This window comes from Cellulomonas sp. P1_G12_2 (assembly GCF_056405535.1).
Window position 1 is genome coordinate 64,698 of the sequence record NZ_JBFUBX010000002.1, and the last position, 14,489, is coordinate 79,186.

Here is a 14,489-nt window from a genome sequence, read left to right on the forward strand (position 1 = left end):
GTCAGCGCGCGTCTGCGGCGAGCTGCGTCTGGGCGGCGAGCAGTGCGTCCAGGGTCGTCGGGTCCTCGACGAGCTCGAGCATCCCCGCCCACCAGGCACGCTGCACCTCCGCGGGCATGAGGTCGCCGGCGCCGAAGCGGGTGACCTCGGCCTGCGTGAGCTGCTCGGCGATGGAGCGGGCGACGGGGTCGGCGTAGGAGTCCGGCGGGACGTTCCGGTTGGCGGACGTGTAGCCGCCGAGCTCCACCCACGCGGTCTGCGCGTCGGCGCCCGCGAGGAACGCGAGGAACGACCGGGCGGCGGGCGTGTCGGTCATCATCACGACGACATCGCCGCCGACGGTGATCGCGCCCGCGTTGCCGGGATCGACCGCGGGGAACGAGAAGAAGTCGTAGCCCTCGCCCGGGACCAGGTCCGGGTACGCCGAGGTGATGAACCCCTGGGCGAACGAGGCCATGGAGTACAGGGCAGCGGTCGACGGGTCGGTGTACAGCGGGAGGACCCCGTCGGCGTCGCTCGTCGTGAGGATCGCCTCGGTGCCTCCCAGCACGTACCCCGGTGTGGTGACGAGCGCGGCGAACCTGTCGAACGCGCCCCGGACGCAGGCGTCGGTCCACGGGATCTCGGCGGCGACCCACTGGTCGTAGCGCGCCGGGCCGCAGGCGCCGAGCACCAGCTGCGACACCCAGTCGGTGAGCGCCCAGCCGGAGCCCGGACCTTTCGGCGCGACGACGGAGAACGGGGTGCGGCCCTCCGCGACCATCCGGTCGGCCAGCGTCGTCAGGGCGTCCCACGTCGCGGGGACGTCGTAGCCGTCGGCCGCGAACGTGCGCGGCGCGTACCAGACCGTCGCCTTGCTCGACACCTTGGCGAACACCCCGTACAGCTCGCCGTGGTCGCTGCCGAGGCCGAGCCAGGCCGGTGAGTAGTCCTGGTCGAACTGGTCGACGGCCAGCGGGACCAGCACGCCCTCGTCGGCGAGGTCGTGCAGGAGGCCAGGGTTCGGCAGGACCGCGAGGTCGGGCGGGTCGTCGGCCTCCAGGCGCGTGGCCAGGTCGCGCGCGATGTCCTGTGAGCCCTGCCAGTCGACGACCGCGCCGGTGTCGGCCTCCCAGGTGGACGCGACCGTCGCGAAGGCGTCGTACTCGGGGCCGCTCCACAGCCCGACGACGTCGACGTGCTCACCGGCGAGCTCGGGCTCCGGCGGTGTGCAGGCGGCCATCGCGACCGCGGCGAGCAGCCCGAGGGTCAGTCCGGCCCTGCGACGAACGATCATCGTGGTTCCTGGGGATCAGCTCCGGAGCGCCTGCCGTCTCGCAATGTACTCAGCGCGCCGCGGACGTAGCGTGGAGAGCGTCAGGTTCGTGCACTCGTCGACGTCGACGGCCGGCCTCACGACCACGGTCGCCGGGAACGGAACGGAACACCCATGCCTCGCACCTACACGGTCGGGTACTTCGTCGGAAGCCTCTCGTCCACGTCCATCAACCGGGTCCTGTCCAAGGCGCTCATCGGCCTGGCGCCCGACGACCTCGAGTTCGTCGAGCTGCCCATCGGCAACCTGCCCCTGTACAGCCCGGACTTCGACGCGGACTACCCGCCCGAGGCCGCGGCGCTCAAGGCGTCCATCGGTGCCGTGGACGCGGTCCTGTTCGTGTCGCCGGAGTACAACCGGTCCATCCCCGGGGCGCTGAAGAACGCCATCGACTGGGCGTCGAGGCCCTGGGGGCAGAACTCCTTCGACCACATGCCGGCGGCGGTGATCGGGGCGTCCATCGGCCAGATCGGCACCGCGGTGGGCCAGCAGAGCCTGCGCGCGGTCCTCAGCTTCTGCAACGCCCGCCAGATGACGTCGCCCGAGGCGTACATCCACTTCTCGCCGGACGTGTTCACGCCGGACGGCGCGGTGCACGACGCGTCGACCGCCGACTTCCTGCGCGCGTTCATGACCGAGTTCCGCGACCACCTGGTCCGCGTCCTCACGGTCCTGCCGCGCGGGTGAGCCGACCTATGCTCCCGGCGTGAACCTGTTCCGACGCTCGACCCCGTGGACCCTGGCCGACGCCGTCCAGCGGCACGCCCGGGTGCCCGGAGTCGAGGCGACGTCCGCCCTGCAGGTGGGGGACGCGGTGAAGCTGGTCGTCGTGCCGCGCGACGGGCTCGAGGAGCGGGTGTGGGTCCGCGTCACCGCCGTCGGCGACGAGGAGCTGGTCGGGACCCTGCGCTCCGACCCGGCCGAGTTGCGCGGGCTGCACGCGGGCGACACCGTGACGTTCGAGCGCAGGCACGTCCTCGCGATCGCCCGACGGGAGCCGTCCGACAACCCCGAGACGCCGTCGGGGCCCGATGCTACGGTCGGAAAATGACCCCGGAGGAGCTCGAGAACCTCGCTCACCTGCGGCGTGCCCGGGACCTGATCGACCGCGACTACGCCCAGCCGCTCGACGTCCCGACCATGGCCCAGAAGGCGCTGATGTCCCCCGCGCACTTCTCCCGGAAGTTCCGCGCGGCCTACGGCGAGACGCCCTACAGCTACCTGATGACCCGCCGGATCGAGCGCGCGATGGCGCTGCTCCGCGCGGGCATGAGCGTGACGGACGCGTGCATGGCGGTCGGCTGTACGTCGCTCGGCTCGTTCAGCTCCCGGTTCACCGAGATCGTCGGCGAGAGCCCCACGGCCTACCGGCGGCACGAGCACGCGGCGGTCAAGGCGATGCCCACGTGCGTGGTCAAGACGCACACGCGGCCGGCTCGGGACGGATCGAGCGGGACATCGAGCAGGATCAGAGAAGCACCGGCTGAGGCCGCGTCCTAACGTCGTCGTCATGACGATCTCACTCCAGTACACCAACGTCACCGTCAACGACGTCGACGAGGCGATCGCCTTCTACGGCGACGCCCTCGGCCTCAAGGTCCAGAACGACGTGTCCTCCGGCGAGCACCGCTGGGTGACCCTCGGCACCGACGCCCAGCCCGGCCTCGGCATCGTCCTGTCCGACCCGCACGCCGGCCGCTCCCAGGCCGACGGCGACGTGATGCAGGAGCTGCTCACCAAGGGCGTCCTGCCGATGCTCGTCTTCAGCACCGACGACCTCGACGCCACCTTCGAGACCCTGCGCTCCTCCGGTGCCGAGGTCCTCCAGGAGCCGATCCAGCAGGACTGGGGCCCGCGCGACTGCGCGTTCCGGGACCCGTCGGGGAACATGGTCCGGATCAACCAGTCCTCCTGACTGTCACGCCCCGGCGCGGGGCTCCACGAAGGTGCGACGGCCGTACTCGAGCCACGCAACGAGGTAGAGCACGCCACAGAGCGAGCCCACGACGGCCGTGACGGTGGCGCCCGCGCCGGTCGCGTTGGCCACCAGCGCTCCGAGGGTGCCCGCGACCAGGGCGTTCACCACGTTCACGAACATCGACGTGCTGCCGAGCACGTGGCTCACCGTGGAACGACGCAGACCCATCGTGTAGGTGCCCATCAGGCCCGCGCGGCCGTCCTCCCACGACGTCACGAGGTAGTCGGCGACGCCGGGGTCGAGGGCCACGTACGCCGCCCGGATGCGGTTCATGCCGAGGATGAGGGCGCTGTCGTCGTGGCTCGCGTTCATCACGCGGACGGCGGTCAACGTGCCGAGGATCAGTGCGGCGGACGCGAGCCCGATCGACAGGATCCGGAACGGGGTCCCGAAGCCGGACGTCTGCGCGACGAGCGCCAGCACGACGAGCGACGCGGACACGACGGTCAGGTGGATCGTGATCCGGCTCATCACCTCGGACCACATGGTGCTCCGCGTGCCCAGCAGGCTCCAGTGCTCGGTGGCCAGGATCTGGGCGCGCACCGCCGGGGAAGGGATCGGGGGCGGCTCGGGTGCGGGCATCGTCGTCTCCTTCCGGCGCTGGGAGTCACGCTAGGGGGTCGACGACTCGCGCGTGCGACGCCGCAACCGCGTGCGCGCACCGTGCGCGTCCGCAGCTCTGCGGCCGGGTGGTGGGCTAGCGTCGGCGCGTGCGCCCCGTCCGCTGCTCCCTCCGGCTCGGTCGATGACCACGGCCACCGTCATCGGCGGTGGACCCGCGGGGCTGATCGCCGCCGAGGTGCTGGCCCGCGCCGGTGTCACGGTCACGGTCTACGACCGGATGCCCTCGCCCGGCCGCAAGTTCCTCCTGGCCGGCCACGGAGGGCTGAACATCACGCACTCGGAGGATCGCGACCCCTTCCTCGCGCGGTACGGCAGCGCCGCCGAACGGCTCGCGCCGATGCTCGAGGTGTTCGGCCCGCAGGACCTGCGCGACTGGTGCGCCGGCCTGGGCGAGCCGACGTTCGTCGGGTCGAGCGGGCGGGTGTTCCCGCGGTCCTTCCGCGCCACCCCGCTGGTCCGCGCGTGGTTGGCGCGCCTGGCCGACCTCGGCGTCCGGATCGAGCGGCGGCACCGGTGGCTCGGCTGGACGGACCACCCCGGCGGCCTGCGGTTCACCGGGGCCGACGGGGCGGAGGTCGAGGTCACGAGCGACGTCGTGGTCTTCGCGCTCGGCGGGGCGTCCTGGCCGCGGCTCGGCTCCGACGGCGGCTGGCTCGGCCCGTTCTCCGAGCGCGGCGTGGCGGTGACACCGTTGCGGCCGGCGAACGTCGGGGTGCGGGTCGACTGGACCAGCACCTTCGCGGACCGGTTCGAGGGGACGCCGCTCAAGCACGTGGCCCTGAGCGTCCGCGGCCACACCGGACGGCCCGTGCGTGGCGACGCGATGGTGACCCGGACCGGGCTCGAGGGCGGCCCGGTCTACGCGATCGGCGCGGCGATCCGCGACGCCGTCGACGCCGACGGGCACTGCGTCCTCGAGGTCGACCTCCGACCTGACCTGACGGTCGAGCAGCTGACCGAGCGCCTGCAGGAGCGTCGCCGCCCGAAGGACTCGGGCTCCACCTGGCTACGCCGCTCGATCGCTCTCGACCCGGTCGGCATCTCGCTGCTGCGCGAGTCGAGCGGGGGACCGCTGCCGGGCGACGCGGCCACGACGGCCGCGCTGGTCAAGTCCGTACCGGTGAGGGTGACGTCGCCGATGCCGATCGGCCGGGCGATCTCGACCGCGGGCGGGATCGCGTGGGACGAGGTCGACGAGTCGCTGATGCTGCGCCGTGTTCCGGGAACGTTCGTCGCGGGGGAGATGCTGGACTGGGAGGCGCCCACCGGCGGCTACCTGCTGCAGGCGTCGTTCAGCACCGGCGTCGTCGCGGCGCAGGGCGCGCTCGCGTGGCTCTCCGCCCGGGTCGCGCCGGCCTGACCTCGCGACGTCGGGCGAGCGAGGGAGGAAGAGCCTTTCGAGCTTCTGCACGGCGAGGGTGCCCGGCTCGCCGTCGTCCGGCTGGCTGACGGCGTCACCATCGCGTCGAGCCGCTACTCGCAGGTCTGGCACAGAACGTCCCCTGTTCGAACGGCGGGACCTCCGGCCCTGTCCGTCGACCGGCGCGGTCAGGGAGCCTGATCGTGCGGGGGTGGTTCGCGCCGGCGGGTGCCGGAGGCGGGAGTCCTGAGGTGGACGACAAACAGACAGTCCTCACGTTCCTCGGCGCAGCGGGGACCGTCACCGGGAGCGCGTTCCTGCTGGAGCACGACGGGCACCGCCTGCTCGTCGACTGCGGTCTCTACCAGGGGGAACGCAAGTGGCGCCGGCTCAACTGGGAACCGTTCGCCGTGCCCCCCGAGAGCATCGACGCCGTCGTCGTCACCCACGCCCACCTGGACCACTGCGGGTATCTCCCCGTGCTCGTCCGGGACGGGTTCCGCGGACCGGTGTGGCTCACCCCTGGTACGAGTGCGTTGTCCGCCATCGTCCTGCGGGACAGCGGTCACCTCAACGAGCGGGACGCGCAGTACGCCCGCGCCGGCGGGTTCTCCCGTCACGACCCGCCGCTGCCGCTCTACACCGTGGCCGACGCCGACAACGCCATCGACCGGTTCAGGTCCGCCGACTACGGCGAGGAGATCGACCTCGGTGGCGGCGTCCGCGCGGTGCTGTCGTCGGCCGGCCACGTGCTGGGCTCGGCGAGCGTCCTGGTCTGCGCAGGAGACGCACGGGTGCTCTTCTCCGGCGACCTCGGGCGGACCTCGCACCCGGTGCTGCCCCCGAGGGCGTCCCCGCCTGATGCGCGCACCGTCGTCATCGAGTCCACGTACGGCGACCGACGACATCCCTCGGTGAACGTCGAGCACGCGGACCTGGCCGATGCGGTGCGCCGGACGATCGCTCGTGGGGGGTCGGTGCTCGTCGCGGCGTTCGCCATCGACCGGACCGTGCTGGTGCTGAGAGCGATCTCGGATCTGCTGCAGCGCGGGGCGATCCCCGAGGTGCCCGTCATCGTCGACAGCCCCATGGCTCTGGCGGCACTGGACGTCTACCGGGAGGCCGCCGCGCGGGGTGACCTGAAGGAGGGGATCGGCCCCGACCTGGTCGACCTGCCGACCCTCCGGCTCGCGCGGAGCCCGGGCGAGTCGATGGAGCTCAACCAGCCGCGCTCGCCGTGCATCGTGGTCTCGGCGTCCGGGATGGCGTCCGGAGGGCGGGTGGTCCACCACCTGCGCGAATGGCTTCCCGACCGGCACAACAGCGTCGTCCTCACCGGCTTCCAGGCCCAGGGGACGAGGGGTCGCGCCCTGGCCGACGGAGCCCGGGAGGTCAAGCTCTTCGGGAGGTACGTGCCCGTGCGCGCGGAGGTGGTGCACGACGACGAGTTCTCCGTGCACGCCGATGCCGACGAGCTGGTGCAGTGGCTCCGGGAGATGACGACGGCACCCGACACGGTGTACGTCGTGCACGGCGAGGAGCAGGCCGCCCACGCGCTCGCGGACCGGATCCGGGACGACCGCGACTGCGCGGTCACGGTCCCGCGCCGCGGCGAGAGGGTGCTCGTCGACTGACGGGTGCGCGGAGAGCAAGCCTCCTAGATGAAGAGGAGCTGGGCTCCGTCCGTCTTCTCGATGAAGTCGCTGGCGCTGATGATGCCCTCGACGTCCGGGTCGAGGTCGTCGAGCGTCAGGTGGTTCATGTCCGCGGACAATCGGCACGCCCACAGGTGGCCGCCGGACGCGACGATCTGCTCGAGGAACTCGGGCACGTCGGGCACGTCCAGGTCGGCGATCGCCTTCTTCAGCCGGGAGGTGGCCATCGCGGTCATCCCGGGCAGGCCGCCCAGGCCCTGCGGCATGTGCGTGGCGGTGTTGCCGAGCATGGTGAACTTCAGGTCGCCCATCGTCGCCTTGGTGATCATGTCAAGGCCCCAGAACGTGAAGAAGAGGTGGGTCTCGACCCCCTCGCCCAGGGCGGCGTTCGCCAGGATCAGGCCGGGGTAGGCCATGTCGAGGTTGCCCTTGGAGCAGATGATCGCGAGCGTGCGGCCGCTGGGTTCGTCGGCGCCGAACTGAGGGACGACGGCGGGCTCGGTCTCGGTGGTGGTCATGGCAGTGCCTCTCGTCGTCGTGCCGGGTCAGACGCAGCCCACGGGCTTGGGAAGGCCGGCGACGTACGCCATCTTCTTGGCCGGCTTCTGCGGGAAGAGTCGGAACAGGTCCTTGACCGGAACCCCGCTGCCGGCGGACGCCCGCCGCAGGGTCGCGGTCTCGCCGCGCTGCGCGAAGTCGTCGCGCAGGAAGGTGAGCACCGCCCGGTGCTCGTCGGTCAGGGTCAGGCCGATCTGGGCCGCCAGGACCGAGGCGAGCTCGTCGTCCCACTCGGACAGGTCGGTGAGGAAGCCCTCCGCGTCGACGTGGACCTGGTGACCGTCAAGCGTGGTGACCGGCATGGCGCACCTCTTCCTCGGGCGTGGTGGTGGGGACGTGCTTGCCGACCATCGACATGGCCGGAGCGAGTGGCATCGGGCGTCCGGGCAGCAGGACGTTCCAGTAGACCCAGCGGAACGCGAGCTTCCCGAGGTGGTTGGTCCGCGTCTCCTTCAGCAGGCTCATCGGTCCGACGTAGGGCGCCGGGAACGTGCCGGGCAGCGGTTCCGTCTCGTAGTTGAAGTCGAGCAGGAGTGCTTTGCCGTCGCCGGACTCGACGAAGCAGTTGGCGTGCCCGTCGAACGAGTGGGTCATCGGGCGACCCGCAGCGAGCTCGACGAGGTTGTCGACCAGGACGTCCACGGAGAAGTGCGCGACGGATCCGGCCTTCGAGGTGGGCAGGTCCGCCGCGTCACCCACCGCGAAGATGCGCGGGTCCGCGGCGGACTGCATGGAGTGCTTGTCGACCGGGACGAAGCCGAGCTCGTCGCCGAGCCCGGAGCGCGTCACGAACTCGGCGCCCATGTGCAGCGGCACCGTGACCAGCAGGTCGAAGGGCACCTCGCGGCCGTCGTAGGAGACCAGCGTCGTGTCCTCGATGTGCTCGACCAGGAAGTCGGGCTCCACGCGCACCCCGCGGTCGGTGAGCATCGAGCCCAGGTGCGCGGACGCGACGGGCTTGGTGAAGGCTCCGTCCAGCGGGGTCACGAAGACCAGCTCCGTGTTCTCGCGCAGCCCGCGCCCACGCAGCCAGTCGTCGGCCAGGAACGTGAACTCGAGCGGAGCGACCGGGCACTTGATCGGCACGTCCGTGATGTGCACCACCAGGCGCCCGCCACGGAAGCCCCGCAGCGCGCCGGCCAGGGCCTTCGCCCCGTCGAGCGTGTAGAAGTCGAAGATGCTGCGCCGCCACTCCGGACCGAGCATTCCCGGGGTCTGGTCCGGACGCAGAGTCGCTCCGGACGCGATCACCAGGTAGTCGTAGGGGAGCAGGCGTCCGTCCAGCAGCAGCACCTCGCGGGCCGCGGCATCCACGCGGTCGACGCCCTCGAGCACCAGCTCCACGCCGTCGTGCACGAACGCATGCCGCGACCGGACCAGCCCCTCGGCCGAGCCGCCGAACGGCACCCACAGGAAACCCGGTTGGTACGGGTGGGCATCGTCCCGGTCGACCACCGTGATCACCCACGTGTCATCCAGCCGGCGTCGCAGCTTGTTGGCCACCATCGTCCCGGCTGTCCCCGCGCCGAGCACCACCACATGCCTGGTCATCGCGGGTCACCGCACGAGGTGCACGCGGCCGTCCCTGCTGGGGCCATCACGCTCACTCCCTCGGGCGAGGGCGGAGCCGCCTGGCGGCGGACGCCTCATCGCGCGTTCTCAGCCTTCGTCGGGCGCTCGGGGGCGGGTAGGGCAGAAGGTCCCGTCCCCGTTGTCTGACCGTCGCGGCTGTGCGACAGTTCCGGAGATCGACGATCCATCGGCAGGAGGTGAGACCCGTGAACGCAGTGTCCACAGTGGTGCTCCCTCGCAGCCCACGATCGCGCGACTGACGTAGTCGCCACCGGGAGCGCCCACCAGGCAGCTCTCCCGAGAGGCGACTCCCATGAACACCCCACCTTCCTCACCCCTGCAGTCCCCGTCGACGACGGCCTCCGACCGGGATCGGTCGCAGCTCGACGCCACGCGCCGGGTCCGCGGTGCCGGCGAGCGCGCGGTGGTCCTCGGCGGCGGCGGATCGACAGGCAACGCCTGGCTGATCGGCGTCGTCGCGGGCCTGTCCGACGCCGGGCTCGACGTGACCACAGCCGACCTGACCATCGGCACGTCGGCCGGTGCGACGGCCGCGGCCCAGCTCGCCGGCGCGAGCCCGACCGAGCTGTACTCCGCCACCCTTGCCGCTGCACCCCCGCGACGGACCGGTCCGGCTGGTGCCGGGTCGGTCGCCGACCACCTGGAGAAGTTCACGCGGATCATCTCCGCGTCCGAGGACCACGCAGACCTGCGTCGAAGGATGGGCGCAGCGGCACTCGCCACGGCCGCGGCGTCGGACGGCTCCTGGCCGGAGCGGTGGCGCGCCGTCGTCGCAGCGCGGTTGCCCACCGAGGACTGGCCGCAGCGCAGGGTGCTCATCACGGCCGTCGATGCCCGGACCGGCGACCCGGTCGTGTTCGACCGCGACAGCGGGGTCGACCTGGTCGACGCCGTCGCCGCAAGCACGTCCGGCGGCGGCTCCGCCTACGGCATCGGCGAGGGCTGGTTCATCGACGGCGGCTACCGCGCCAACGCCGAGAACGCCGACCTGGCAGCCGGGCACCGCAGGGTGCTCGTGCTGTCGCCGCTGGGCGGCCGCTCGCTGTACCCGCCCGAGTGGGGCACGTACCTGGCAGCGCAGGTCGACGAACTCCGCGCAGGTGGGAGCAGGGTCGAGACGGTCGTCCCGGACAGCGCCTCCGAGCACCTGTTCGGCGCCAACGCGATGGATCCGTCGCTGCGTCCGGCTGCCGCGCGCGCCGGCCACGACCTGGGCCGAGCGCTCGCCGGCGAGCTCATCGAGTTCTGGCGCTGACGGTCGGCCTCCCGCATGGCGAAGGGCCCGTGAGCAGCTGCTCACGGGCCCTTCGGTGCGCGGAGGATGGGGGATTCGAACCCCCGAGGGCTTTCACCCAACACGCTTTCCAAGCGTGCGCCATAGGCCACTAGGCGAATCCTCCTGGTCAGCAGAGGCACGACTACCAACCCCGTGCCTTCCGACGCCGCACAAGAGTACCCGAACCTGCGGGGCCTCTCAGACGGCGGGCGACGAGGCGCGGGAGGTGACCGGCTCGTCGTCCACGGGCGCGTTGTCGTCGCTCGTGTGGAAGACGCCGGAGAACGACACGGGGTAGCCGGACGACACGGTGAACGGCTCCCCGTGGTGGGACGCCGACACCGGTCCGCCGCTCAGGACCGTGTACGTCACACGCTCCGGCTCGATGTCCACCTGGAGCACCGAACCGCGGATCCGGAGCGGGAACCGCAGTCGTCGTCCGCGCGTCGGGAGCATCGGGGCGAACCGCGTGCCGCGCCACCGGTAGCCGGCGAACCCCTGCACGAGCGCCATCCAGGTGCCCCCGGCGGAGGCGACGTGCACGCCGTCCTGCAGGTTGCCAGCCGTGTCGGCGATGTCGACGGCGACCGCGTCGACGAGGTACTCCTCGGCGGTCCGGTACTTGCCGACGTCGACCGCGGCGATCGCCTGGATGCACTCCGACAGTGACGAGTCGCCCGTGGTCAGCGGGTCGTAGTACTCGAAGATGCGGAGGCGCTCCTCGGCCGTGAAGCGGTCGGGCAGCAGCACGGTGGCCAGCACGACGTCGGCCTGCTTGATGACCTGGTGCCGGTAGATGTGCAGCGGGTGGTAGTGCAGCAGCAGCGGGTACTTCTCCTCGGGGGTGCCCGCGAAGTCCCAGAGCGGCAGCTCGAGGAAGTTCTCGTCCTGCAGGTGCACGCCTGCCTTCTCGTCGTACGGCACGTAGATCCGCTCGGCGGCGCGCCGCCACCGGCCCTCCTCGTCGTCGCGCAGGCCGACGCGCTCCACGAGCCGCTGCAGGTCCGCCGGCCACTCGGCCCGCAGCCGCGCCACCGCGTCGGCGGCCGCCTGCATGTTCTGGGCCGCCATCACGTTGGTGAACAGGTTGTTGTCGACGACGGTCGAGTACTCGTCGGGCCCGGTGACCTTGTGGATCACGAACTGACCGTCGAGCCGGTCGGAGAAGAACCCGAGGTCCACCCACATCCGGGCCGTCTCCACGAGCAGCTCGGCACCGTGCTCGACCAGCAGCTCGGTGTCACCCGTGACCTCGACGTACTGCTCGAGGGCATACGCGATGTCGGCGTTGATGTGGTACTGCGCGGTGCCCGCCGCGTAGTACGCGGACGCCTCCTCGCCGTTGATGGTGCGCCACGGGAAGAGCGCGCCCGAGCACCCCACCTCGGCCGCCCGGCGTCGCGCGTCGGGCACCATGCGCACGCGGTGCATGAGGAGGCTGCGCGCCACGTCCGGGGACGTGTGGATGAGGAACGGCAGCAGGTACGCCTCGGTGTCCCAGAAGTAGTGGCCCTCGTAGCCGGTCCCGGTGAGGCCCTTCGACGGGACGCCGTGGCCCTCGCTGCGCCACGACGCCTGCAGCAGGGCGAACTGGCTGATGTGCAGCGCCTGCTGCGCGGCGCTCGCGCCCTCCCACACGATCTCGCTGCGTCCCCAGAAGTCGGCCACCTCGCGCTCGTGCTCCGCGACCACGACGTCCCGCCCCGCCGCCCGCGCCTGGTGCAGCGTGAGGCTCGCCCGGTCCGCCAGCACGGCGCAGTCCTCCGCGCCGTAGTGGTAGCCGAGCCACTTCGTCAGCCCGACGGTGACGCCGACCTGGGCGTCCACCTCGACGACGACGGTCGCGCGCGTGGCGTCCAGCGACGTGCGGACGTGGGCGAGGGCCGGCGTGTCGAGCTCGTGGTCCATGGCTGCCGCCACGGCGAGCCCGCTGCTCTGCGTCCGGTAGGTGCGCACGACACGCATCCCGTCGACCTGCTCGACGTCCGGCCGCAGTCCGTCGTGGGCGAGCGCGCGGCTCTGGCGGGGGTCCAGGCCGACCTCGTCGGTCGGCGCGGTGGTCGCCGGGGTCACGAGCTCGGAGGAGACGAGGAGCCGCCCCGGCGCATCCAGGGCCGTCACCTCGTACCGGATGCACGCGAGGTGACGACGAGCGAGCGACACGAGCCGCTCGGTGTGCACGCGGAACCGCCGCCCGTCGCGCAGGCGGAACACGACCGTGCGGGTGAGCACTCCGCGGTGCATGTCCAGGACGCGCTCGAAGGTGTCGACCTCCGTCGTCTCGCAGGTGACCGGGTCCTCGTCGACGAGCAGCCGCATCGTCGTCCCGTCCGGCACCGGCAGGATCGTCTGACCCGTCGTCGCGAAGCCGAACGCCGTCTCCGGGTACATGATCGGCCAGGTCTCGTGGAACCCGTTGAGCAGGGTGTCCGGGGTGATCGAGGGCGTGCCCTCCTCGAACGCCCCGCGGATGCCGAGGAACCCGTTGGACAGGGCGAACAGCGTCTCCGTCTGCTCGACGAAGGCAGGGTTGTAGGACCGCTCGACGAGCTGCCACGGGTCGGCCGGGTAGTCGGAGGAGGCCGCGACGATGCGCCGCGCCGCCGCCATCAGGCGGTGGCGCCGAGGTCCGGAGCGGTGCACCGCCTCGTCAGGAGCGGCGAGCAGCTCGCCGAGGTCGTCCACGACCAGGTCGGCGCCGTTGGCCCGGAGCTCCTCGGTGTGGTTGTCGCGGTTGACGCCGATGACGAGGCCGAACGCTCCGGCTCGGCCCGCCGCGACGCCCGCGACGGCGTCCTCGACGACGACGGCACGCTCGGGGGTCACGCCGACGCGGCGCGCTCCTTCGAGGAACCCGTCCGGGGCAGGCTTGCCGCGCAGCCCGAGCTCGAGGATCGTCTCGCCGTCGACCCGGGCGTCGAACAGGTTCGCGATGCCCGCCGCCTCGAGGGCCGCCGCGCAGTTGCGGCTGCTCGAGACCACGGCGGTCCGCAGGCCGGCCTCCCGCAGCTCGCGCACCCAGGCGACCGACCCGGGGAACGCCTCGACCCCGTTCCGGGCGATCTCGTCCTCGACGAGGATCTGCTTGCGGTTGCCCAGCCCCCACTCGGACTGCTCCTCGGCCGGCGCGTCGGGGGTGCCTGGCGGGAGCGTGATGCCGCGGGAGGCGAGAAAGTCACGGACGCCGATCTCGCGCGGCTTGCCGTCGACGGCGGAGGCGTAGTCGGACAGCTCGTCGAACGCCGGCAGGTGGGTCCCGTGGGTCGAGTCCCACTCGGCGAGGAACTCGTCGAACATGCGCTTCCACGCCGCCGCGTGGACCGTGCGGGTCGTGGTGAGGACGCCGTCGAGGTCGAAGAGGACCGCGTCGAAGTCGCGCAGCGAGACGGGCGAGGTCATGGCGATCCTCCGCGGCCGACGCCCGCCACCGCCCGGCTGGCCGTTCAGTCAGGTCGGGGCGCCGTACGAGTTCGATCGTGGGGACTCGCGCCCGTCCCGTCAACAGTCACGGTGCCGGTGCGACCCGGCGTCACTCGTCCCAGGTGAACGTGACCACGTGCTGCACGGCGGAGTCGATGTCGAGCTCCACGAGCAGGGGAGTCGACACGCCGTCCTGCCACAGAGCGGTCCCGGAGCAGGAGAGCACGAACGACTGAGCACCCGGTGAGGGCCGCCGGACCGTCGCGCGGTTGTCCTGGGCGATGGTGAGCCCGCTGACCGAGGTGAGCGGGATCTGACCCCCCGTGACGTTGGCCTGGGAGGTCGCGACCGCTTCGGCGCCGAGAGACTCGCACGTCACGGTCGACAGCGACGACACCTCGGCCTTCGCGCGCTGGTTGAGGAACACCGGGATGGCGATCGCCGCGAGGATCATGAGTGCGAAGAAGCCGCCGACGATGCAGACGGCGACGATCGCCCCACGGGATCCGCTCCTCGCCGGTGCCGGTGGCCACGCGGCCTGCTGCGGAGACCACGCCGGTGCTGCCGCGGCGACGGCCGGTCCGCGGTGCTCCGTCCACGTCACCCCGTCGTACCAGCGCACCCCCGCCGGGTTCTCGGGGTCGGGGTACCAGCCGGGCTGGGCGGTCGTCATGATCCCGACATCGGCACGCGCCGGACCGCCCTGAAGC

At 71.9% G+C, this 14,489-nt stretch carries 14 protein-coding genes and 1 tRNA gene; 7 read left to right on the forward strand and 8 right to left on the reverse strand.

Going from position 1 to position 14,489, the window contains the following annotated elements:
* Nucleotide 1: 1 nt before the first annotated feature.
* Nucleotides 2-1,276, reverse strand: coding sequence for an ABC transporter substrate-binding protein (locus AC1DXT_RS08265; protein ID WP_477060883.1), 1,275 nt, complete (start codon nucleotides 1,274-1,276; stop codon nucleotides 2-4).
* 153 nt (nucleotides 1,277-1,429) lie between these two features.
* Here AC1DXT_RS08265 and AC1DXT_RS08270 point away from each other — a divergent pair, with 153 nt between their 5' ends.
* Genes AC1DXT_RS08270 through AC1DXT_RS08285 form a run of 4 tightly spaced genes read left to right on the forward strand, consistent with a single transcriptional unit; the run spans nucleotide 1,430 to nucleotide 3,230 of the window.
* Complete coding sequence (locus AC1DXT_RS08270) at nucleotides 1,430-2,002, forward strand: NADPH-dependent FMN reductase (RefSeq protein ID WP_477060884.1); 573 nt, start codon at nucleotides 1,430-1,432, stop codon at nucleotides 2,000-2,002.
* A 19-nt stretch (nucleotides 2,003-2,021) separates the two neighbouring features.
* Nucleotides 2,022-2,366 (forward strand): hypothetical protein, encoded by a 345-nt coding sequence (locus AC1DXT_RS08275; RefSeq protein WP_477060885.1) that lies wholly within the window; start codon nucleotides 2,022-2,024, stop codon nucleotides 2,364-2,366.
* Nucleotides 2,363-2,815: a helix-turn-helix transcriptional regulator gene (locus AC1DXT_RS08280; protein WP_477060886.1), complete on the forward strand. Its 453-nt coding sequence runs from the start codon at nucleotides 2,363-2,365 to the stop codon at nucleotides 2,813-2,815. Before AC1DXT_RS08275 ends, AC1DXT_RS08280 begins: the two co-directional genes overlap by 4 nt.
* Nucleotides 2,816-2,825: 10 nt before the next feature.
* Nucleotides 2,826-3,230, forward strand: a complete 405-nt coding sequence (locus AC1DXT_RS08285; protein WP_056087586.1) for a VOC family protein — start codon at nucleotides 2,826-2,828, stop codon at nucleotides 3,228-3,230.
* Nucleotides 3,231-3,233: 3 nt separating this feature from the next.
* Here the strand turns inward: AC1DXT_RS08285 and AC1DXT_RS08290 are convergent, their stop codons facing one another.
* The gene (locus AC1DXT_RS08290) at nucleotides 3,234-3,875 is read right to left on the reverse strand and encodes a hypothetical protein (RefSeq protein WP_477060887.1); all 642 of its coding nucleotides are present in this window, start codon (nucleotides 3,873-3,875) and stop codon (nucleotides 3,234-3,236) included.
* 163 nt (nucleotides 3,876-4,038) lie between these two features.
* Between AC1DXT_RS08290 and AC1DXT_RS08295 the strand changes: the two genes are divergently transcribed.
* Together AC1DXT_RS08295 and AC1DXT_RS08300 are read left to right on the forward strand one after the other, a co-directional pair.
* Nucleotides 4,039-5,277, forward strand: a complete 1,239-nt coding sequence (locus AC1DXT_RS08295) for a BaiN/RdsA family NAD(P)/FAD-dependent oxidoreductase (protein WP_477060888.1) — start codon at nucleotides 4,039-4,041, stop codon at nucleotides 5,275-5,277.
* 251 nt (nucleotides 5,278-5,528) lie between these two features.
* Complete coding sequence (locus AC1DXT_RS08300) at nucleotides 5,529-6,911, forward strand: MBL fold metallo-hydrolase (RefSeq protein WP_477060889.1); 1,383 nt, start codon at nucleotides 5,529-5,531, stop codon at nucleotides 6,909-6,911.
* A 23-nt stretch (nucleotides 6,912-6,934) separates the two neighbouring features.
* Here the strand turns inward: AC1DXT_RS08300 and AC1DXT_RS08305 are convergent, their stop codons facing one another.
* From AC1DXT_RS08305 to sqr, 3 genes are read right to left on the reverse strand one after another with little or no spacing between them, the layout of a single operon-like run.
* Entirely contained in the window at nucleotides 6,935-7,450 is a 516-nt protein-coding gene (locus AC1DXT_RS08305; RefSeq protein ID WP_477060890.1) for a DsrE/DsrF/DrsH-like family protein, read from the reverse strand.
* A gap of 27 nt (nucleotides 7,451-7,477) precedes the next feature.
* Nucleotides 7,478-7,792 (reverse strand): TusE/DsrC/DsvC family sulfur relay protein, encoded by a 315-nt coding sequence (locus AC1DXT_RS08310; RefSeq protein ID WP_477060891.1) that lies wholly within the window; start codon nucleotides 7,790-7,792, stop codon nucleotides 7,478-7,480.
* Nucleotides 7,773-9,041 (reverse strand): type III sulfide quinone reductase, selenoprotein subtype, encoded by a 1,269-nt coding sequence (gene sqr, locus AC1DXT_RS08315; RefSeq protein ID WP_477060892.1) that lies wholly within the window; start codon nucleotides 9,039-9,041, stop codon nucleotides 7,773-7,775. Before sqr ends, AC1DXT_RS08310 begins: the two co-directional genes overlap by 20 nt.
* Before the next feature lie 334 nt (nucleotides 9,042-9,375).
* Here sqr and AC1DXT_RS08320 point away from each other — a divergent pair, with 334 nt between their 5' ends.
* Nucleotides 9,376-10,338 (forward strand): patatin-like phospholipase family protein, encoded by a 963-nt coding sequence (locus AC1DXT_RS08320; RefSeq protein ID WP_477060893.1) that lies wholly within the window; start codon nucleotides 9,376-9,378, stop codon nucleotides 10,336-10,338.
* Between the two features lie 60 nt (nucleotides 10,339-10,398).
* On the opposite strand, the gene AC1DXT_RS08325 is transcribed toward AC1DXT_RS08320, so the two are convergent.
* From AC1DXT_RS08325 to AC1DXT_RS08335, 3 genes are all read right to left on the reverse strand, one after another.
* Nucleotides 10,399-10,483, reverse strand: a tRNA-Ser gene (locus AC1DXT_RS08325).
* 74 nt (nucleotides 10,484-10,557) lie between these two features.
* Nucleotides 10,558-13,758, reverse strand: a complete 3,201-nt coding sequence (locus AC1DXT_RS08330; protein ID WP_477060894.1) for a beta-phosphoglucomutase family hydrolase — start codon at nucleotides 13,756-13,758, stop codon at nucleotides 10,558-10,560.
* Nucleotides 13,759-13,888: 130 nt separating this feature from the next.
* Nucleotides 13,889-14,452: a DUF2510 domain-containing protein gene (locus tag AC1DXT_RS08335; RefSeq protein ID WP_477060895.1), complete on the reverse strand. Its 564-nt coding sequence runs from the start codon at nucleotides 14,450-14,452 to the stop codon at nucleotides 13,889-13,891.
* Nucleotides 14,453-14,489: the final 37 nt, after the last annotated feature.